At 52.5% G+C, this 20986-nt stretch carries 22 protein-coding genes; 18 read left to right on the forward strand and 4 right to left on the reverse strand.

Annotated features, from left to right (window positions below):
- Nucleotides 1–40: 40 nt before the first annotated feature.
- Nucleotides 41–487, forward strand: a complete 447-nt coding sequence (locus tag QLG07_RS14860; protein WP_053110504.1) for a CaiF/GrlA family transcriptional regulator — start codon at nt 41–43, stop codon at nt 485–487.
- Here QLG07_RS14860 and QLG07_RS14865 read toward each other — a convergent pair.
- Complete coding sequence (locus QLG07_RS14865; RefSeq protein ID WP_282469533.1) at nt 456–1127, reverse strand: hypothetical protein; 672 nt, start codon at nt 1125–1127, stop codon at nt 456–458. The two genes, QLG07_RS14860 and QLG07_RS14865, sit on opposite strands and share 32 nt — an antisense overlap.
- A gap of 131 nt (nt 1128–1258) precedes the next feature.
- Complete coding sequence (locus QLG07_RS14870; RefSeq protein ID WP_048917858.1) at nt 1259–1849, reverse strand: HD domain-containing protein; 591 nt, start codon at nt 1847–1849, stop codon at nt 1259–1261.
- 64 nt (nt 1850–1913) lie between these two features.
- Here QLG07_RS14870 and QLG07_RS14875 point away from each other — a divergent pair, with 64 nt between their 5' ends.
- From QLG07_RS14875 to dppF, 8 genes are all read left to right on the forward strand, one after another.
- Nucleotides 1914–2372 carry a MarR family transcriptional regulator gene (locus QLG07_RS14875; RefSeq protein WP_048917857.1) on the forward strand — a complete coding sequence of 153 codons (459 nt, stop codon included), beginning with the start codon at nt 1914–1916 and terminating at the stop codon, nt 2370–2372.
- Nucleotides 2373–2465: 93 nt separating this feature from the next.
- Nucleotides 2466–2897: an organic hydroperoxide resistance protein gene (locus QLG07_RS14880; protein ID WP_048917856.1), complete on the forward strand. Its 432-nt coding sequence runs from the start codon at nt 2466–2468 to the stop codon at nt 2895–2897.
- A gap of 328 nt (nt 2898–3225) precedes the next feature.
- On the forward strand, nt 3226–4893 hold the full coding sequence (eptB, locus tag QLG07_RS14885; RefSeq protein ID WP_282469534.1) for a kdo(2)-lipid A phosphoethanolamine 7''-transferase: 1668 nt from the start codon (nt 3226–3228) through the stop codon (nt 4891–4893).
- Nucleotides 4894–5574: 681 nt separating this feature from the next.
- A complete protein-coding gene (gene dppA / locus QLG07_RS14890) occupies nt 5575–7185 on the forward strand; it encodes a dipeptide ABC transporter periplasmic-binding protein DppA (RefSeq protein WP_282469535.1) in 1611 nt (536 codons plus the stop codon).
- A gap of 133 nt (nt 7186–7318) precedes the next feature.
- Nucleotides 7319–8338 carry a dipeptide ABC transporter permease DppB gene (dppB, locus tag QLG07_RS14895; RefSeq protein WP_048917853.1) on the forward strand — a complete coding sequence of 340 codons (1020 nt, stop codon included), beginning with the start codon at nt 7319–7321 and terminating at the stop codon, nt 8336–8338.
- 9 nt (nt 8339–8347) lie between these two features.
- Nucleotides 8348–9250: a dipeptide ABC transporter permease DppC gene (dppC, locus tag QLG07_RS14900; protein ID WP_099754325.1), complete on the forward strand. Its 903-nt coding sequence runs from the start codon at nt 8348–8350 to the stop codon at nt 9248–9250.
- A gap of 8 nt (nt 9251–9258) precedes the next feature.
- Nucleotides 9259–10245, forward strand: a complete 987-nt coding sequence (gene dppD, locus QLG07_RS14905) for a dipeptide ABC transporter ATP-binding protein (protein WP_048917851.1) — start codon at nt 9259–9261, stop codon at nt 10243–10245.
- A complete protein-coding gene (gene dppF / locus QLG07_RS14910; protein ID WP_048917850.1) occupies nt 10235–11236 on the forward strand; it encodes a dipeptide ABC transporter ATP-binding subunit DppF in 1002 nt (333 codons plus the stop codon). The genes dppD and dppF overlap by 11 nt, the downstream gene beginning before the upstream one ends.
- Before the next feature lie 217 nt (nt 11237–11453).
- On the opposite strand, the gene QLG07_RS14915 is transcribed toward dppF, so the two are convergent.
- Nucleotides 11454–12374 (reverse strand): LysR family transcriptional regulator, encoded by a 921-nt coding sequence (locus tag QLG07_RS14915; protein ID WP_187496886.1) that lies wholly within the window; start codon nt 12372–12374, stop codon nt 11454–11456.
- A 191-nt stretch (nt 12375–12565) separates the two neighbouring features.
- On the opposite strand from QLG07_RS14915, the gene QLG07_RS14920 reads away from it, so the two are divergent.
- The 7 genes from QLG07_RS14920 (at nt 12566) to QLG07_RS14950 (ending at nt 17746) form a co-directional block, all read left to right on the forward strand.
- Complete coding sequence (locus QLG07_RS14920; RefSeq protein WP_282469536.1) at nt 12566–13186, forward strand: hypothetical protein; 621 nt, start codon at nt 12566–12568, stop codon at nt 13184–13186.
- Between the two features lies 1 nt (nt 13187).
- Nucleotides 13188–13931, forward strand: coding sequence for an AfsA-related hotdog domain-containing protein (locus QLG07_RS14925; RefSeq protein ID WP_282469537.1), 744 nt, complete (start codon nt 13188–13190; stop codon nt 13929–13931).
- Between the two features lie 123 nt (nt 13932–14054).
- A complete protein-coding gene (locus tag QLG07_RS14930) occupies nt 14055–14279 on the forward strand; it encodes a tautomerase family protein (protein ID WP_282469538.1) in 225 nt (74 codons plus the stop codon).
- A 3-nt stretch (nt 14280–14282) separates the two neighbouring features.
- Complete coding sequence (locus QLG07_RS14935; protein ID WP_282469539.1) at nt 14283–14933, forward strand: HAD-IB family hydrolase; 651 nt, start codon at nt 14283–14285, stop codon at nt 14931–14933.
- A gap of 20 nt (nt 14934–14953) precedes the next feature.
- Nucleotides 14954–16174 (forward strand): MFS transporter, encoded by a 1221-nt coding sequence (locus QLG07_RS14940; RefSeq protein WP_282469540.1) that lies wholly within the window; start codon nt 14954–14956, stop codon nt 16172–16174.
- Nucleotides 16161–16574 carry a carboxymuconolactone decarboxylase family protein gene (locus QLG07_RS14945; protein ID WP_187496888.1) on the forward strand — a complete coding sequence of 138 codons (414 nt, stop codon included), beginning with the start codon at nt 16161–16163 and terminating at the stop codon, nt 16572–16574. Before QLG07_RS14940 ends, QLG07_RS14945 begins: the two co-directional genes overlap by 14 nt.
- A complete protein-coding gene (locus QLG07_RS14950) occupies nt 16571–17746 on the forward strand; it encodes an acetyl-CoA C-acetyltransferase (protein ID WP_282469541.1) in 1176 nt (391 codons plus the stop codon). The genes QLG07_RS14945 and QLG07_RS14950 overlap by 4 nt, the downstream gene beginning before the upstream one ends.
- Nucleotides 17747–17819: 73 nt before the next feature.
- Here the strand turns inward: QLG07_RS14950 and QLG07_RS14955 are convergent, their stop codons facing one another.
- Complete coding sequence (locus QLG07_RS14955) at nt 17820–18818, reverse strand: aldo/keto reductase (protein ID WP_282469542.1); 999 nt, start codon at nt 18816–18818, stop codon at nt 17820–17822.
- 621 nt (nt 18819–19439) lie between these two features.
- Between QLG07_RS14955 and bcsO the strand changes: the two genes are divergently transcribed.
- The gene (gene bcsO / locus QLG07_RS14960; protein WP_187496891.1) at nt 19440–20141 is read left to right on the forward strand and encodes a cellulose biosynthesis protein BcsO; all 702 of its coding nucleotides are present in this window, start codon (nt 19440–19442) and stop codon (nt 20139–20141) included.
- Nucleotides 20132–20929 carry a cellulose biosynthesis protein BcsQ gene (gene bcsQ, locus QLG07_RS14965; protein WP_048917845.1) on the forward strand — a complete coding sequence of 266 codons (798 nt, stop codon included), beginning with the start codon at nt 20132–20134 and terminating at the stop codon, nt 20927–20929. The genes bcsO and bcsQ overlap by 10 nt, the downstream gene beginning before the upstream one ends.
- The last annotated feature ends 57 nt before the right edge of the window (nt 20930–20986 follow it).

Genomic DNA, 20986 nt, shown 5'->3' on the forward strand with positions numbered 1-20986 from the left:
CTGGGATGGGGATAGTTTTCCGGCTAAGGATAGCGAGCATATGATGAAAAAAATCGCAGTGTGTGCAGAAAAAAAACAACCCGGGACCAGCAAAATTGTCAGGCAAAGCAATCATGACGGCGGGCGCGTGCCTGACGAACTGAGTGAATATGCCGACAAGCCGTTATATATCCTGATCGCCCTGTGGTGCTGCCGCCAGAAGAGCTGGGTCGGCCGCAAGCAGATCTCCGCCGCGTTTGCTATTACGGAACGGCGGGCCTCCTTCCAGATATCCTACATCCTGCGAAAAACGGCGATTGTTCGCATCCAGGCGCGTAAAACAAAAGCAGAAGGCTCACGCCACCGGTGCCACGAAATCTTTATCGAACATGTTTTCTTACTGCCGGAGAAACAGGAAGACATCACCTCCGCAACCCCGCTTGCCGACGTTGCGAGCCCCAAACCCGATGCGCTGGCTACCGAGCTGAAGATGTCCGGGCAAGCCTGATGGTTGAGGCAGACCTATCTTCCTGCTCTACAGCATGGCCGGCACGTTGCCATAAATAGCTAAAGGTAGCGAACAGACAGAGTGAATAGCCCAACAGTTCGCTGCCCTCTTCTGCCATGTTCTTCACCGTCCGATTGTAACCATCCAGCATCAGATGCTGCCAAAGCTCGTGCATGCCAAACAGCCGTGAAAAGACCAGAATAGTGATCATTCCTGCCGTCATCATGTTCCATGCCGGGTGGCGCATAAAGGTCGCCAGACCGCTGATGAGGGTGGCGGGTTTACGCAGAGCGATAGCCAGACAGCTCAGCGCAACGGCCAGCGCAAACCAGAACCAGCTGCCGTGGCGCCACTCATCGAACAGGAAATCCATCTCGCGGATCAGCATGCAGCAGAAAAAGCCACCGGCCAGCACCATCATCGACCGCTCCGCTGGCGAACGCCAGGCGCGCCAGAAAAACAGCAGCGCTATCAGTCCCAGCATGATCTCCTGAGCGCACTCGGTGAAAGAGGCCTCATGGACGGCGTTATTCATCCACACCACGTCGATAAAGATCAGGCCCATCATCAGGCTGAGAAAGGCTGCCAGGCCGATAAAAGAGAGTGTTTTATTTATAATTATTCGTAAATCTGCAGACATGTTGCCTCCCGGTGTCACAAGGGACGGCAATTATAGGGAGCGTTTTTTTGGAAACTACTCCTTTTATGCTTTACTGAAATTTGCGACACAAAAAGCTAAGTCAGTGCGTCACAAATCAGCGCGCCGCAGCGTTACTCTTTCAGGCGGTATTTTGCTTCCTGCTGAATAAACCAGCTTTCCGGGACGTTATGCGGCGGCTGGCTGAGCTGACTAATCCCCTGCTCGATAACCTGTTCTGCCTGCTGCCACAGCGTCCGGTTTCCGGCGGTAAGAAGCTGGATCTGCACGCGTTTTTCAATCAGGTAGACCCTGGCAAAATGCGGATCGAAATGAACAATTGAACGCGTGTTGTCGATAATGTCGGCCAGCTTGATGGTTTGTGCATCGGGGCTGGCCTGTTGGGTGTGGCGGAAATGGGCGAGTTTGCGCGCCGCCCGGTTCTGCCCGGCAGTGGCACCGCGATTGGTCAGCATCTCAACCAGCGAAGCCACCCGCTCGCCGAAGTCGTTGCGGATATCATTTAAGGTGTTCGGCGTGTCTTCAACGGTGTCGTGCAGCCATGCGGCGGCCAGCATCTCTTCGTCGTCACAGACGCTGCGCACCAGTTCAACCACCGCCGCCGGATGGACAATATAGGGCTCATCGGTATATTTGCGGCGCTGGCCCGCGTCGGCATGGGCTTTGGTGGCATAGCGACGCGCCTGCTCTTCCAGTGTTTGCAACATGATTTTCTCCCGGGCATAAAGTCGCTTGCAATTATATAGCGCACTATTTATATTGTTTGTCATGACTACAGATAAAGATGACAAAAAAGTGAAGGATGCGCCACTGCTGCTCGACCAGCAGCTGTGCTTCGCACTTTATTCTGCCAACCTGGCGCTGCATAAGCTCTACCGCCAGCTGCTGGCCCCACTGGAGATCACCTATCCGCAATACCTGGTGATGATGGTGCTGTGGGAGCGGGATGATGTCACGGTCTCTGAGATTGGCGAACGCCTGTTTCTCGATTCGGCAACCTTAACCCCGCTGCTGAAACGGCTGGAAACGGCGGGGCTGCTGCACCGTCAGCGCTCGCGCAAGGATGAGCGTCAGGTGGTAGTGACCTTAACGCAGCAGGGTGAACAGCTGCGCCAGAAGGCGCTGAATATACCCGAGTCGGTGCACTGTGCCTCTGCCTGCGAAGTCGAAAAATTACAGGCGTTGAAAGGCGAACTGGAAACGCTGCGCGATAACCTTAACGGCTGATCGTGTGGCGAAGATAAAAGTCACATTAACCCTATAGAGCCATTTAAATAGCACGCGATTTAATCGCGAACAAATCAACTGAGGAGCCTTACCATGTCTTTAGAAAAAGTTGTTTACCGCGCAAAAGCCAAAGCCACCGGTGGTCGTGATGGCCGTGCCACTTCCTCCGACGGCGTGCTGGATATTAAACTGGGCGTGCCGAAAGAGATGGGCGGGGCAGGCGGTGAAGTGACCAACCCGGAGCAGCTGTTCGCCGCAGGTTACTCTGCCTGCTTCCTCGGCGCGATGAAGTTTGTTGCCGGACGTGACAAGTTCTCCATGCCGAAAGAGGCCTTTATCGAAGGCGAAGTGGGTATCGGTCCGCTGCCGACCGGTTTTGGCATTGAAGCGACGCTGAATATTCATCTGCCGGGCATGGACAGCGCTGAAGCGCAGAAGCTGGTGGATGCGGCACATATCGTCTGCCCTTACTCTAACGCCACGCGCGGCAATATCGACGTCACGCTGAATATTATCAACGACTAACACCTGACTTTTGCAGCGATACCGCCAGGTATCGCTGCCGCAACGGGGCAGTTTTCTCGCCCCGTTTGCTTTTTTACCAGACAACCACGTGACCGTTTTATCACTACATTGCCGAAAATATCGCCGTTGCGCAGACTAACCCCCCGCAAGTGTGTTTTACTAACGCCCCTCCTGTGAGATCGCCCCTTACCCACCATCAGACTTCTCTGGTTATTGGCGGCATTAAGGATTATTGGCTTTGTGGTCGAACTCTGACGCAGTGCCAGGGTCTGATTAGCGTTCAGAACGTGTTTAGTAATTGTTTGGTTAAAGCCAGGATTAAGGTCGAATGAATTATATTAAAATGCTTACCCAGCAGAAATTGTCGTTATTGCTGGCTTTTTATATCGGGATTTTACTGAATATCCCGGTATTTTATCGTCGTTTCGAACCCCTATTGGCGAAATTTGACGCCCTCAAGGCGTTCTCGATGCTGGCCGAAGTGATGGCGGCATTCCTGCTCTCCTTCTTCCTGCTGCGCCTGCTCTCGCTGGGCGGAAAATGGTTCTGGCGCATTACCGTCAGTCTGCTGACGGTGATCTCCGTTTCAGCCAGCTACTATATGACCTTCTTCAACGTGGTGATCGGCTACGGCATTATTGCCTCAGTGATGACCACCGATACCGACCTGTCTAAAGAAGTGGTGGGCTACCACTTTATCCTGTGGATGGTGCTGGTCAGCATCATCCCACTGGTGCTGATCTGGTGTAACCGCCTGCCCGGCACGCTGCTGGCACAGATGAAAACCCCGGGGCAGCGCATAAAGCCGCTGCTGACGCTGTTACTCTCCCTGCTGCTGGTCTGGGGGCCTATCCGCTACCTCGACAAGCAGCAAAGTGCCAATGAGAAGCAGACCAACGTTGACCTGCCTAGCTATGGCGGGGTTGTTGCACACTCCTATCTGCCGTCTAACTGGGTGACGGCGCTGGGGCTGTTTGCCTACACCAGCTATGACGAAGAGATGGACAGCAAAGGCCTGTTCGACCCGGCAAAGAAGTTTACCTATAACGCCCCGGCGGGACTGGACGATACCTATGTGGTGTTTGTGATTGGTGAAACCACGCGCTGGGACCATATGGGAATGCTGGGTTACAGTCGCGATAACACGCCGAAGCTGTCGAAAGAGAAGAACCTGGTGGCATTCCGCGGTGAATCCTGCGACACCTCAACTAAGCTCTCCCTGCGCTGCATGTTCGTGCGCGAAGGCGGGACAGAGGAAGGCCCGGCGCGCACGCTGAAAGAGCAGAACGTCTTCTCGGTGCTGAAAGAGCTGGGCTTCAGCTCAGATCTGTACGCGATGCAGAGCGAAGTGTGGTTCTACAACAACACCAACGCGGACAGCTATGCCTTCCGCGAGCAGATCGGTTCAGAGCAGCGTAATCAGGGTAAATCGGTTGACGATATGCTGCTGATCCCGGAGCTGAAAACCTCGATTGATGACCATCCTAAGGGCAAGCATCTGGTTATCCTGCACACCAAAGGCTCGCACTACCTGTATTCTCAGCGCTATCCGCGCAGTTTCGCCCGCTACCAGCCGGAATGTATGGGCGTGGACGATACCTGCAGTAAAGAGATGTTGATTAACGCCTATGACAACTCGATTCTGTATGTCGACACCATGCTCGACAGCGTGTTTGACCAGCTGCGCGATAAGAAAGCCATCGTGTTCTATGCTGCGGACCACGGCGAGTCGATCGACGAGAACATGCACCTGCACGGCACGCCGCGCAACATGGCACCACCGGAGCAGTTCCGCGTGCCGATGATGGTGTGGGCGTCGGATAAGTATCTTGAAGACCCGAATAACAAAAGCGCCTTTGAGCGCCTGCAGGCCGAGCAGAAGGCGGGTAAAACCCACCGTCACGTTGAGCTGTTCGACACCATTCTCGGCTGCCTGGGCTACACCTCGCCGGATGGCGGCATCAAGCAGGCCAACAACTGGTGTGCGAAACCGTAAATACCCGCTTTGGTAGGGGCCAGGCATGCCTGGCCCGGTCGAGGCATGCCTCGACCCTACGGTTATAATATCCCCGCCGAATATTCTGCTACTCCCTTGTTTTATCCGCCTACTTTCCCTGCCAAAAAAATTCCTTATTACCCGCATAAATTCCTTATCCCACCTGCGATCGCTCACTTAATTCGCGCCGCGTTGCGCTTATGACCGCTCCTGACTTGTTGATCGTTTCTTATACCTGCGTTGCAGCATTTTTATCTATAAGTACGTCATATAGACATTTTTATGACGCAAAATGCAGCGTTTCATGGACTATTTTACAAGTTTTTTTTCGGCGTGATGTTCTGTCATGCAGGCTGTCAGGCAGTGATTCATTCCAGGTTGAATGGATGTGGTGCGTTTTTAAACTGCAAATGTTATTGAATTGTTTTTTTAATATTTGCTTGCTGTTTCTCACACTCTGAGTAAATACCCGACGCTTGTATTGACGTTCCTTGAAACTATTGACAAATTGGACCCTCAGTACAAAAGGTAAGGGGATTTGTCTGATAGTGTCCACGGCTTCAGAAACCCACAAACCCCGCCAGATTAACTGTAGCCGCAAGGCACCACGCACAGACCACCCACAAAAATTATCGGTCGGCGTACAGCACACAACATCACATCACTTATTGGAGCTAAAGCATGAGTAATTCCCTGGCTAAATCCGGGATGCTGAAAGTCGGTCTCAGCGCCATTGCACTGCTGATCGCCACAGGTGTTCAGGCAAAAACCCTGGTTTATTGTTCTGAAGGTTCGCCTGAAGGTTTTAACCCACAGTTATTCACCTCTGGCACTACTTATGACGCCAGCTCGCGTCAGATCTACAACCGTCTGGTTGAGTTCACCATCGGTACCACTGAATTACACCCGGCCCTGGCAGAGAAATGGGATGTCAGCGCAGACGGTAAAACCTATACCTTCCACCTGCGTAAAGGCGTGAAGTGGCAGACCACCAAAGATTTCAAGCCAACGCGTGACTTCAACGCGGATGATGTGGTGTTCTCGTTCGAACGCCAGTTGGATAAAAACAACAAATATCACGGCGTCTCCGGCGGCAGCTACGAATATTTCGAAGGCATGGATATGCCTAACCTGATTAGCAAAATCGTTAAGGTTGACGATTACACCGTGCGTTTCGAGCTGACGCGCCCGGAATCACCGTTCCTGGCTGACCTCGGCATGGACTTCGCGTCTATCCTGTCTGCCGAATACGCTGACAACATGCTGAAAGCCGGCACGCCGGACAAACTCGACCTGAACCCGGTCGGTACCGGTCCGTTCCAGCTGCTGCAGTACCAGAAAGATTCACGCATTCTGTACAAAGCGAACACTGACTACTGGGGCACCAAGCCGAAGATTGATCGTCTGGTGTTCTCCATCACCCCAGATGCTTCCGTGCGCTATGCCAAAATGCAGAAGGGCGAGTGCCAGGTGATGCCGTACCCGAACCCGGCTGATATCGCGCGCATGAAAGAAGATAAAAATATCAACCTGATGGAACAGCCTGGCCTGAACGTTGGCTACCTGTCGTTCAACGTTGAGAAAAAGCCGCTGGATAACCTGAAAGTGCGTCAGGCACTGACCATGGCGGTGAATAAGAAAGCGATTATCGAAGCGGTCTACCAGGGCGCAGGCCAGGAAGCGAAGAACCTGATCCCACCAACAATGTGGGGCTACAACGACGCGATTCAGGACTATGGCTATGACCCGGAGAAAGCCAAAGCGCTGCTGAAAGAAGCGGGCATGGCGGATGGTTTCTCCATCGACCTGTGGGCGATGCCGGTACAGCGCCCTTATAACCCGAACGCGCGCCGTATGGCCGAGATGATCCAGAGCGACTGGGCGAAAGTGGGCGTGAAAGCCAAGATCGTCACCTACGAGTGGGGCGAGTACCTGAAGCGTGCCAAAGCGGGTGAACACCAGACCGTGATGATGGGCTGGACCGGCGACAATGGGGACCCGGATAACTTCTTCGCCACCCTGTTCAGCTGTGCCGCAGCGAAAGACGGTTCTAACTATTCACGCTGGTGCTACAAGCCGTTTGAAGATCAGATCCAGCCGGCGCGTGCCACTGACGATCACAACAAACGTATTGAGTACTACAAGCAGGCTCAGGTGGTGATGCACGATCAGGCTCCAGCGCTGATCATCGCCCACTCTACCGTGTATGAGCCAGTGAGTAAGAAAGTGAAAGATTACAAAGTGGATCCACTGGGCGGTCACTACTTCGCGCAGGTTGATATCCAGGAATAATACGGCGGGTTGGAGAGCTACAACTCCCCGTAAATTGCGTAGGGGCCAGGCATGCCTGGCCCTTCTTTCGCAAGATGTGAGCAATAATAATCCTGTCGGTTACGGCTGCAGGAAATAAAAGAGAACACGGATTATGCTGCAGTTCATACTCCGACGTCTGGGACTTGTCATCCCGACGTTTATCGGTATCACCCTGTTAACCTTCGCGTTTGTTCATATGATCCCCGGTGACCCGGTGATGATTATGGTGGGCGAGCGCGGGATCTCCCCGGAACGTCACGCACAGCTGATGGCCCAGCTTGGTCTGGATAAGCCACTCTGGCAGCAGTACATCACCTATATCAACGGTGTCATGCATGGCGATTTGGGCCTGTCACTAAAAAGCCGCGTGCCGGTGTGGGACGAGTTCGTTCCGCGCTTTAAGGCCACGCTGGAACTGGGCATCTGCGCGATGCTGTTTGCCGTTGCCGTCGGCATCCCGGTGGGCGTGCTGGCTGCGGTAAAACGCGGCTCGATCTTCGACCACACCGCGGTGGGCATCTCCCTGACCGGTTACTCCATGCCTATCTTCTGGTGGGGGATGATGCTGATCATGCTGGTGTCGGTGCAGCTCAACCTCACCCCGGTATCCGGGCGTGTGGGCGATACGGTGTTCCTCGATGACAGCATGCCGCTGACCGGCTTTATGCTGATCGACACGCTTTTCTGGGGCGAGCCGGGCGACTTTAAAGACGCCGTGATGCATATGATCCTGCCTGCCATCGTGCTGGGCACCATCCCGCTGGCGGTGATCGTGCGTATGACGCGCTCGGCGATGCTGGAAGTGCTGGGCGAAGACTACATTCGCACCGCGCGCGCCAAGGGGCTGACGCCGATGCGGGTGATCGTGGTTCACGCGCTGCGCAACGCCATGCTGCCGGTGGTCACGGTGATCGGTCTTCAGGTCGGCACGCTGCTGGCCGGGGCCATCCTTACGGAAACCATCTTCTCCTGGCCGGGCCTGGGGCGCTGGTTAATCGACGCACTACAGCGCCGTGACTACCCGGTGGTTCAGGGTGGCGTGCTGATGGTGGCTACGCTGATTATCTTCGTCAACCTGCTGGTCGACGTGCTTTACGGCGTGGTTAACCCGCGCATCCGTCACAAGAAATAAGGGGCCAACATGTCTGTTGTGGATCCAGGCAGCGTCAGCGCTGCACCCAAGCCGATGACCCCGATACAGGAATTCTGGCACTACTTTAAGCGTAACAAAGGCGCGGTGATCGGCCTGGTTTACGTGGTTCTGATGATCATTATCGCGGTGTTTGCCAACGTACTGGCCCCGCACGCGCCCGCCGAACAGTTCCGCGATGCGCTGCTGAAGCCGCCAGCCTGGCAGGAAGGCGGCAGCTGGCAATATCTCTTCGGTACTGATGACGTGGGCCGCGATGTGCTGTCGCGTCTGATGTACGGTGCGCGCCTGTCGCTGCTGGTCGGCTGCCTGGTGGTGGTGCTGTCGCTGATTTTCGGCGTGATCTTCGGCCTGATTGCCGGTTATGTCGGCGGGGCGGTCGACGCGGCGATTATGCGCCTGGTCGATATCATGCTGGCGCTGCCAAGCCTGCTGCTGGCGCTGGTGCTGGTGGCTATCTTCGGCCCGTCGATTGTTAACGCCTCGATAGCGCTGACCTTTGTCGCCCTGCCGCACTACATCCGTCTGACCCGTGCTGCGGTGCTGGTGGAAGTGACGCGTGATTACGTTACCGCTTCCCGCGTGGCCGGAGCCGGTGCAGTGCGCCAGATGTTCGTCAATATTTTACCAAACTGCCTGGCACCGCTGATCGTGCAGGCGTCTCTCGGTTTTTCCAACGCGATCCTCGATATGGCCGCGCTGGGTTTCCTGGGTATGGGTGCGCAGCCGCCAACGCCGGAGTGGGGCACGATGCTCTCCGACGTGCTGCAGTTCGCGCAAAGTGCCTGGTGGGTGGTCACCTTCCCGGGTGTTGCCATTCTGCTGACGGTACTGGCATTTAACCTGATGGGCGACGGCTTACGCGACGCTCTTGACCCGAAACTCAAACAGTAGGCAGCGAGATGGCACTCTTAACAGTAGATAAACTCTCGGTGCATTTCGGTGACGAAAAAGCACCGTTCCGCGCCGTCGACCGCATCAGCTATCAGGTCGAGCAGGGGCAGGTTGTCGGGATCGTCGGTGAATCCGGCTCCGGCAAATCGGTCAGCTCGCTGGCGATTATGGGGCTGATTGATTACCCCGGCAAAGTGATGGCCGACAACCTGGTGTTTAACCAGCGCGACCTGAAACGCATCTCCGAAAAAGAGCGCCGCCAGCTGGTGGGCTCGGAAGTGGCGATGATTTTCCAGGACCCGATGACCAGCCTCAACCCGTGCTACACCGTGGGCTTCCAGATTATGGAAGCGATAAAGGTGCATCAGGGCGGCAACAAGCGCACCCGTCGCCAGCGCGCTATCGACCTGCTGAACCAGGTCGGTATCCCTGACCCGGCTTCGCGCCTTGACGTTTACCCGCACCAGCTCTCCGGCGGGATGAGTCAGCGCGTGATGATCGCCATGGCGATCGCCTGCCGGCCGAAGCTGCTGATCGCCGATGAGCCAACCACGGCGCTCGACGTGACGATTCAGGCGCAGATCATCGAGCTGCTGCTCGATCTGCAGCGCCAGGAGAATATGGCGCTGATCCTGATTACCCACGATCTGGCGCTGGTGGCGGAAGCCGCCCAGCACATTATCGTGATGTACGCGGGGCAGGTGGTGGAAACCGGTAAAGCGGTGGACATCTTTAAAGCGCCGCGCCATCCGTACACTCAGGCGCTGCTGCGTGCGCTGCCGGAGTTCGCGGCGGATAAAGCGCGTCTGGCATCGCTGCCGGGCGTGGTGCCGGGCAAATATGACCGCCCGAACGGCTGCCTGCTCAACCCGCGCTGCCCGTATGCGCAGGATCGCTGCCGCAGCGAAGAGCCGTCACTGCATGATATTGCCGGGCGTCAGTCCAAATGTCATTTCCCACTGGATGATGCCGGGAGACCAACTTATGAAGCCTGAACACGATAAAGCCACGCTGCTGATGCAGGCCATCGACCTGAAAAAACACTACCCGGTGAAAAAGGGGTTGTTTGGCCAGGAGCGACTGGTCAAAGCGCTGGACGGCGTGTCGTTCGATCTGGAGCGCGGCAAAACCCTGGCGGTGGTCGGCGAGTCCGGCTGCGGCAAGTCCACGCTGGGCCGCCTGCTGACGATGATCGAAACCCCGACCGAGGGGCAGCTGTTCTATCAGGGGCAGGACCTGCTGAAGCACGACCCGGAAGCGCAGAAGCTGCGCCGTCAGAAAATCCAGATCGTCTTCCAGAACCCGTACGGTTCTCTGAACCCGCGTAAAAAGGTCAGCCAGATCCTTGAAGAGCCGCTGCTGATTAACACCAGTCTGAGCAAAGCGGAGCGCCGCGAGAAAACCCTGGAGATGATGGCCAAGGTCGGCCTGAAAACCGAGCATTACGACCGCTATCCGCATATGTTCTCCGGCGGCCAGCGTCAGCGTATCGCCATTGCACGCGGCCTGATGCTCGACCCGGACGTGCTGATTGCCGACGAGCCGGTTTCCGCGCTCGACGTGTCGGTGCGTGCGCAGGTGCTGAACCTGATGATGGACCTGCAGCAGGATCTGGGGCTGTCGTACGTGTTTATCTCGCACGACCTGTCGGTGGTTGAGCATATCGCTGATGAAGTGATGGTGATGTACCTGGGCCGCTGCGTGGAGAAGGGCAGTAAAGAGGAGATTTTTGCCAATCCGCGCCACCCTTACACCCAGGCGCTGCTGTCCGCCACCCCACGCCTTAACCCGGATGAGCGCCGCGAGCGCATCAAGCTGACCGGCGAGCTGCCAAGCCCGCTCAACCCGCCACCGGGCTGCGCCTTTAATGCCCGCTGCCGCCGCCAGTTCGGCACCTGCGTGCAGCTTCAGCCGCAGCTGAAGTCCTACGGCGGTCAGCAGGTTGCCTGCTTCGCGGTCGACCAGGACGAAAACCCGACGACCTGACTGCGGCAATCCTGTAGAGACCGACCTTCTTTTCCGGTCGGCCTTTCAATTCTGCGGGTCGACCAAAACGAAAGGTCGACCCCTACGTTGCCGAACAGACGTTTGTAGGGGCCGACCCTTTTTTCCGGTCGGCCCTCTCTTCCCAATCCCTGGTAGATGCCGTCTGGGATAAGCCGCGTAATGACTTACCTGTCATAAGGGGCGATAATCTTTCCAGTTAAAAATCGCTATTACATAATATATCCTGAGCCTGCAGTATATCCGCGCGGCTTTCGTTGCACCGTGTTGCTGCGTAAATATCAATATTTAATCTCTGAGACACGGAGTCTGTCAGCTCACGGTAGCATAACCCCTCCTGATTAAAGGTGCATTTTGACTGAGGCAAAAGGGCAAATCCCTTTCCTCTGGAGATATGACTGAGCATAACAAGTGAATCATCCGATTCTTTTATTCTTTTAAGCGTCACTTTTAGCGTGTCAAAGTAGCTTTCGCATTTGTCGTAGAATAGCGGATTAGCGCTTCTGGAGAACCAGAAGAGAGGTAAATCGCTGACGTCTTCCAGTGAGACTTTTTCTTTCAGGCTTGCAGGGTGCATGGCGGGCAATGCCATAAGCAGAGTTTCCCGGTAGACCCAGCGATACTGGAGCATATCTTCATGACCAATCCCCCTTTCCCCAGTCAGTACAAGGTCCAGCATATTTTTCGACAGGCTTTGTAGCAGCTGTGCTGAAGTTAGCTCGGGTGTTTCAACATCGTCGCCGGCATTCAGTGTGCGAAGCCGCCTGTAAAGCGGCTCAATAAATTCAAAATTGAGAGTCCGGGTAAGACCTATGCGCAGGTTCATTTCAGAAGAAAGTGAGTCTGTTTTCAGCTCGCTAATGTCCGATAGGATTTTTTCTGCTTTTATTACCAGGGCACGACCTGCTTCTGTCAGGTTCACATCGTGTGTATTACGACTGAAGAGCTGAAGATTAAGAACGGCTTCAAGGCACTTTATCTGCCGCGTCAGGGGGGGCTGTGTCATTCGAAGACGTTCGGCAGCCCGACGAAAGTTCAGCTCATGCGCAACAGCGAGAAAGCACTGAAGCTGTTTAACGCTGGGAAGGTTATTACTGATTAAATGCCCGACGTTCGCCATAAAATTCGCCCCAGGATTAGAGAAATGCATTCTAAGCTTTTTTTATGCTCTGATACGACACTTAGTGTCATATCAGAAAAGCTTAATGAATAGTAATACCAGGATTATATTACAAACTTAACAATTCCATAAGTATCTCAGATTGATAAAATCGCTCCGAGTTTTAGTGAAGCATTTATAAGGAAATAATCATGTCATCAAAATATGTACTGCTATCTCGCCTTCCATTAAAAATTGATACTTCTGAGAAGTGTTTTTACTCATTAAAAAACAGTGGGAGCACTCGCTATTATTTTTGTGAAGAACAGGGCGTTAATGAACTACTGGAGCTTCGTGGTTTTCACGATATTAAAGAAATCTCCCTGGTGGAAGAAGAAATGGAGTCAATGTTCTATCGTTTCTCCGATCATCTTTCTGCGGACATTCGCAGGGAGTTGCTTAAATTTGTAGAGTCACCGATTAATAGCAAGAAAGATCTCCCTGAAACAAATTATATTCAACTACGCCACGTGGAAGTTCCCGCGCATAGTTATCAGCAATATCGGTTTTGGCGAGATGAATCTATTTTTAATATTGTAAAAGATAATAATGATAAAATAGAAAGCTTTGAAGCATTCCATTCCCTTATCAGCGGAGTGCCAGGTGTTATGTTCATTTCGTCTTTTAACGGTGATAAAGGGGGTTATGAAGAAATTTTCACTAACCCACGTTATCAAGAGATCATTAAGCAGGCTGGTGATAATTATATAACAGGTGGCAATAAAGGTCTCTATACTCGCATGTATCGTGCCTGTAATTTTTCTGGGGTATAAAATGAACTGTAAAAAACTGGTTGTTGTCGGCGACAAGTTTAATGAATTTGCAAATGGTAAAGATGTTTTGACGATATCTCAACTTGAATTATTGACGCAGATCCCTGCGAATATAATTGGTAAAGAACACGAAATTATCGTGGGACAGGGTGTACGCAAAGATTTTGCTGGAAATGTTATTTACAATAAGGAAAAAAATGCCATTTATGGCAGCAAACTTAAAATTAGCTCGCTGGAAAGACTGATCAGTAACAAAAAAAATGTGCATTGTCATAAAAGGCTTGAGCAAAATATTCTGATAGGTACAGCCGAACAGGCTGGACATAACAGTAACATTTATACCATGCCATTGCTGATTGATGAACGCAGCGAATTTATGGCAGATCACCAGACAGGCCAGCATATTCAGGCAATGCTACTGATTGAAGCAAGTCGTCAAGCTTTTATTGCTGTCACCGAACAATTTATTTATACAGAGGAAGCTGGACGTTATTACGTCATTAACAACATGGCGATAAATTTTTCCAGTTTCCTGTTTCCCCTACCGGCATTGGTCAACTTTGAATTCCTGGACAAGGATGTCAATGACCGCAGGGGGCGCTTTACGGCTCAGGTCCGCGTGACTCAGTGTCAGACGCTGTGCGTCACCATGGATGTGTCTTTCACTGTTTATGCTTCGGATCTGATTTCTGAAAAAGAAAAATCACTTGCTAAAGTTGCCATGCAGGCGGCCATCGTTGCGTAGCATGATCGTTTCACCGGACAATCCGAGGCCGGTATGTAAGCGCTAAAGGGACCAGTAAGCTAGTTTTCGATACCGGAGATGAGTCGCTCCTTCACCAATTAATTACGTTAGGATGGGATAAAAATGCCATTTGTCCAAGTTACCATTTGGCCTGCGAAAGATGAAAATAAAATAATCAAACTGCAGGAAGATATTACTTTTGTCGTTCATAAAAATACTGGGGCACCGCTGGATAAAATTTCGGTTGTCATTTTTGAGGTGAGTCCTTCACGATGGGCAGATGCAGGCGTGCCAGGAAATCACATTGAATTTCCTGAAAAAAGTCGAAGGAAAAACTATGAGGAGTGAGACTTGTTTAATTCAGCCGCATTCTTTGACGTCGATGAGACACTTATAAATATAAAAAGCATGTTCGATTTCTTTGGCTTCTGGTGTTGTGAGAACAACCAGCAATTTAAGCTTGAAAACTATATGGCACGCTTTCGGGCCGAAGTTAAAAAGGGGGTGTCCCGTGAAATCCTTAACAGGGAGTACTACCGTCAGTTTGCGGGAGTTTCTTATCAGCACCTGGAAGATCTGGCTGAAAAATGGTTCAAATTAAAGATTGAATCTCAGTTTTTCATAGTCAGCGCAGTCTCATCACTTAAAAAACATCAAGATGAGAAGACGCATACGGTATTTGTATCAGGATCTATGCTTCCCATTCTTTCTCCAATTGCAAGATATCTTGGCGTAAACGATATTCTCTGTGCGCCGATAATATTAGATGGTTCGGGAGTGCTCACAGGTGAAATAGGCCAGCCCCAGACTATAGGTGCCGGGAAAAAGAGTGCGATTATTAATTTTTGTAATTTGAAAAAATTAAAACTATCGGATTGTTATGCTTATGGCGATGACCTGTCGGACATCCCCATGCTCGAAGCAACGGGGCATCCTGTCTGTGTGGGGAAATATTCCGCTCTTGCCAAGTATGCAATAGAAAAAAACTGGCCGCTTATTTAGATACTTATGAGGTAAGTAACATGGTTTCAGAAAAACCCCCACAGGATATGACTTTAAGGTCATGGCTTGCTCTGTTTATTCTCGCCCTTTCAACTTTTACTATTGTTACCACTGAACTGGCGCCGATTGGCCTATTAACGCCTATCGCAGAGGGGCTCGGTTCTTCGGAATCAGCGATTGGTATGACTGTTTCGCTTTATGCCTGGGTAGGCGCACTGAGTGCGCTTTTTGCATCAGTCTGTCTGGGGAACGTTGCAAAAAGGCGACTTTTACTCGTACTCACTTTGGTGCTGATGATATCCAACGTCTTTGCCGCTACGGTAAATACCTACAGCGCACTGCTTGCAGCACGCGTACTGGGCGCACTTGCCCATGGAGCATTTTGGGCGATGATCGGCGCGACTGCCGTTGCCATCGTGCCAGCCAGATATATAGGTGTAGCGACCTCTATTGTATTTGGTGGTGTATCCGCAGCCAGTGTATTTGGCGTGCCGGTATCAAATTTTATTGGTATCCATTTCGGTTGGAGGCAGGCATTTTGGCTGATGGCTGCGCTCAGCGTGTTTGCCTTTGTCGGCATCACGCTCCTTATTCCGCAGATAACCAGTAACAGCGCAATGGGTCTGGAGGCACTTAAAAGCGTTTTAAAATCATCTACTTTGTGGAAAATCTACTCAGCCACGGCACTGGTGGTTACCGCCCACTTTGCCGCATTTACCTACATTGAGCCTTGGCTGCACACACAGCATTTTCTTACAACGTCAATGATTCCGGTTGTTCTTTTGGTTTACGGTATCGCAGGCCTGGCCGGTAATTTCCTGACCGGAATAGTTATCGACAAATATCTTAAGCTGACGGTATCGGTATCTGTCCTGCTTATCTGCGCAGTGCTGCTATTTTTGGGCTTATCGGCTGCATCGCTTTCAGCCACGGCCATTTTTACCGCCATGGTTATCTGGGGTATCGCAGTTTCAGGAATATTTGTTGGCTTCCAGACGTGGGTGCTGCGTATGGCAGATGACAGAACCTTTCCGGCATCGGCTGTCTACGTTTCATTTTTCAATATCGCCATTGGTATCGGCGCGTCAGCGGGTGCATGGATGGTATCCGCATTTTCAGTACCGCTGTTGTATACCGCTGCAGGCATAGCCATTGGTCTTTCTGTCCTGCTTGTGGCCCTGATTCCAGCGCGAGCTGCCGCAATACACACCATCATGGAAAAATCCTATGAGTCAAACTAATGACCTGACACGTTATGGCAGGAAGATCATGGATAGCCTTGAGGCTGGTCTCGCCGATAGAGTCACCGGACGACTGAGTGAACTTGATCCCACCTTACCCGCCCTGATAACCGATTATGCTTTTGGTGCTGTCGTTGGTCGCCCAGGGCTGGACATTCGAACGCGTGAAATGCTGACAGTTGCCTCACTTGTGACGCTGGGTAACGCAATGCCTCAGCTTGAATTACATATGAGAGCAGCGCTTAACACGGGTGTTACGCCGCAAGAGTTGCTTGAAATTGTCATCCAGATGGCCGTTTATGCTGGCGTGCCAGCTTGCATGAACGGTCTGACTGCCTACCGCACCGCTATGGCGGCCACCGGTTTGACGTTGCCCGGTCTGCAAGAGGCAAACTCATGAATGAGGTGGTGATTGTGGCTGCAAAGCGCACGGCTACCGGGGCCTTTCAGGGCTCTCTATCGGAGCATTCAGCTGCAGAACTTGGGAGTTGTGTTGTTCGGGCACTTCTTCAAGAGTCCGGTGTGGGCGCTGGCGAAATCTCTCAGGTTGTGATGGGGCAGGTTCTTACGGCTGGCTGTGGCCAGAATCCGGCACGTCAGTCAGCGCTGAATGCAGGGCTACCTGTTGCAACGCAATGTCTTACGATCAACAAAGTCTGCGGATCCGGTCTCAAATCCGTCCACCTTGGTATGCAGGCATTATGTATGGGTGAAGCAGAGTTTGTTATTGCTGGTGGTCAGGAGAGCATGTCCAGAGCGCCCCATATTCTGTTGTCTTCACGTACCGGAACACGGCTCGGCAATATTGGTTTGTGTGACAGCCTGGTTTCTGACGGGCTCTGGGACTCCTTCAACAACTATCATATGGGGATAACAGCTGAAAACGTCGCGACTAAATTCTGTATCAGCCGGGAGATGCAGGACGAGTATGCCCTTTCATCTCATAATAAGGCTCTGGGCGCGCAGGAGCAGGGGATTTTTGAACGTGAAATTGTCCCTCTGGAGTGGCTGACAAGCAAAGGCGAAACCATGAGAGTGGCAATGGATGAAGGCCCGCGTATAACCAGCATTGCAAAGTTGATGCAACTGAGACCTACTTTCAGAAAAGATGGAACCGTTACCGCAGGTAATGCAACCTCCCTTAATGATGGTGCTGCCGCAGTCCTTCTCTGTACCCGGCACCGTGCGGAGATGCGTAGGCTGCCGGTTCTTGCATCATTGGGTGTGTTTGCAAATTCAGGTATTGAACCGGCATTAATGGGTGCCGCCCCACTACAGGCTATCGCGGAATGCCTCTCCCGCTCAGGATGGAAGCCTGAAGATGTTGAGCACCTTGAATCTAATGAAGCATTTGCCGCCCAGGCACTGGTAGTGCTTGGCCGGGCTGGCATTTCACCTGAGCGTATCAATCCTTATGGTGGCGCCATCGCGCTCGGGCATCCTATCGGGGCTTCAGGATGCCGTATTCTGGTGACCCTCGTGCATGGACTGGTGCGTAATAACCATAAGCGCGGTGTTGCAGCACTGTGTGTTGGCGGCGGGGAAGGCGTCGCCCTGAGCGTTTATCGCTAAAGATGCAGCGACACTTTCCATCCATACATACAAACCGGGTATTACCCGGTTTTTTTATCTTTTGATAAAGATTTCAGCTGTTAATGCCTTTCATTCCTTCTTCTGAATACCGTTCGCCTCTAATCGTTACGTACTGATGAAGATGGTTCAGCAATATGATGTCTGCCGGTTCCAGAATAATGTCAGACGCCTGAGCATTTTCAGCCAGATAGCGGGTGTGCCTGGTGCCGGGGATCGGTACCAGCTTAGGGTACTGGGCCAGGAGCCAGGCAAGCGCAACCTGGCCTGCGGTGCAGCGGTATTTCTGAGCAAGCGGGCGAATCACGTCAATCAGCTGCATATTATGATCGAGGCTGGACTGAGCGAAGCGATCATTATTTTTACGGAAGTCACCTTCTGAGAAGTCACTGTTTTTGAGGTATTTTCCCGTCAGGAAGCCTCTGCCAAGTGGCGAGTACGCCACAAGGCCAATACCCAGCTCTTTTACTGTTGGCAGGATTTCATTCTCTATATCTCGCGTCCACAGCGAATATTCTGTCTGCAGAGCAGCAAGCGGGTGTACAGCATGGGCCCGGCGAAGCGTTGAAGCCGAAACCTCACAAAGACCTATGTGATTGATCTTGCCCTCTTTAACGAGACGACTTAAACACGCCATGCTTTCTTCAACAGGCGTATCCTGACTGACCCTGTGAAGATAAAACAGATCGATTCGTTCAACGCCAAGCCTCTTCAGAGACTCGTGACAGCAGCGGGAGATATAGTCAGGTTTGTTGTTAATTGAGCGGGCATAGGCGTCGTCAGGTGAGCGATCGATCCCGCATTTCGTGGCAATTCTGAATTGCCCGCGTGTAGGCTTATCCAGCCCGGCTAGAAAGTGACCAATCAGCCTTTCATTGTGGCCGCGTCCGTAAAGATCGGCGGTATCAATAAATGTCACATTCAGATCAATAAGGTGGTGTAACAGCTGCAAAGATACCTTGTCGTCTGTCTGACCATAAAATTCGCTTAGCCCCATAGCACCATAACCTACCGCACTGACAGCAAGGTTTTGAGATAAATTTCGGGTATTCATAGTTTCTCCTTTTCAACACCATGATTGTTTCATTCTGTTGAAATAGAATGAATTTTCATTTTCGTTATGCTGAAAAAGTATCAGTAACAGCAGGTGTAACGGGCTCCTCTTATCCAGCAGAAGTCTACTTAAGGTTTGGGGCTAATGAGGGGAAAACACGGAGCAATCGCACAAAATTCTTCAGCCAAACCCATGGTTCTGCATCCGCTGCTATGCTGTATAAAAAACCATCCTAATCTATCCTCCCTAAGCCCAATCAGGGCAGGTCGAAGAAACAGGAGGTTGGACAGGGCTTTCGCAGTGACTTATGTCAAATTTTCTTTAGGTGGCAGAGGATTATGGGATAGCCTTAATAATCAAAAGGAAAACGTCGCATCGGGAAAGCGTAAATATGAGGAAGGTATTTCATTTAAATGAAATGGCCGCCAGGAAATACGCGAAATAATCACCTAAGGCAAATAATCACTGTGCTGATATATAACCCCTGCAATTAATTATTTTACTTATTTCACGTTATTTATTCTTTCAAAACCTTCTATCTGTGATATGAGATTAGTCTGAGTGATTTAAACTTTATATGTTATATTGCCGCGAAAACATCCACCTTGCGCGATCATTCTCATGAAAAGCTATGATGACCTGCAGCGTTTTAAAGAAAAAACGCAAACAAACCATATTGAATTCAAAGACATGTCTGAGCAGGCGATCAATTCTGACAGCACCAACTGGGCGATAATCAAACAGTTGCTGAATGAGGGCGCAGGGTCGGTGCTGGATAACCGTCAGCGTATCGATCTGGCGGCACCGCAGCCGATCGATTCCGCTGCCTTTAGCCCCCCGCCAGCGGAAATGCCTGCGGTGGCGCTACATTTACCGGTCCACTCTTATGTTGCGGCCGCGCCAATGGCTAACGATAAGATCGGCGCCTCGCTGCTCGACAGTATTTCCGCCTCGCTGCAGGCGGGATCGCCTGAAGTCGCAACAGCGCAGCCCGTCGCTGCGGCGACACCGGTAGCGGATGCTGCGCCGCTGCGCGCCATGCCGCTTGCCCGCCAGACTGCCATGGCTGGCTCTTCCCTGCTCGAACAGCTGTCAGCCAGCACGCCGGTTAAACCGGTCGTGCAAAGCGCCCCGGCCCCTGTGGCTCAGGCGCCTCAGCCCGTTGCGGCCGCGGCCACCCCACAGCCCGTTACGGCGGCTGCGGCCCCGGTTAACGCGAGCTTCAAACAGTTGTTTAGTCCGGCTGCGGCCCCTGCTCCTCAGGCGCTGTCGAAGGATGTGTTGTTACAACCCCTGCTGGAGAAAATTGCCTCATGCCGTTAGTTTGCGTCTGCTCCCCTAAAGGCGGTGTGGGTAAAACCACCATGGCGGCCAACCTTGCTCATGCCCTCGCACGCGGCGGCAGCAAGGTGCTGGCTATCGATTTTGACGTGCAGAACGCCCTGCGCCTGCACTTTGGCGTGCCGCTGGCCGACGGACGTGGCTTTGTGGCGAAATCAGCGGAATCTTCCGACTGGAGTCAGTCGATCCTCACCACCGGCGGCAATATCTTTGTCCTGCCTTACGGGGAGGTCAGCGAAGAGCAACGCGTTGAGTTTGAAAACAATCTGACACGTGACCCCAACTTCCTCGCGCGCGGGCTGCACAGCGTCCTCAACTATCCTGGCCTGGCGATCATCGCGGATTTCCCGCCAGGCCCAGGCCCGGCGCTTAAAGCTATGACCGCACTTGCCGATATGCATTTAGTGGTGATGCTGGCGGATACCGCCTCTCTGTCGCTGCTGCCGCAGATTGAGAACGAAAAAATGATCGGCGGCGCGCTTAACCATCGCAGCGGTCACTATTTTGTGCTCAACCAGAGCGACAACCGCCGCAATATCAGCCGCGACGTGACCGCCTTTATGCAGCAGCGCCTTGGCGACAGGCTGCTGGGCGTGGTCAACCGCGATGAGAGCGTGGCGGAGGCCAACGCTTCCCAGCAGTCGATTTTTGATTTTAGCCCGGTCTCAGCCGCGGCCTTTGATATTGAGCTGGTCGGCAAGCGTCTTGCGGCGCTGCTTAACATTAAAGTCGGTGACGGCGAAATGCACGCCCCGCTGAACTCTCGTTAACTTTAGGCCTGTACCCAAATAACTCGAGTTGCAGCCAACGCGCATGCAGCTTGAAGT

It is taken from the genome of Erwinia sp. V90_4 (genome assembly GCF_029967685.1).
Classification (GTDB): domain Bacteria; phylum Pseudomonadota; class Gammaproteobacteria; order Enterobacterales; family Enterobacteriaceae; genus Erwinia; species Erwinia aphidicola.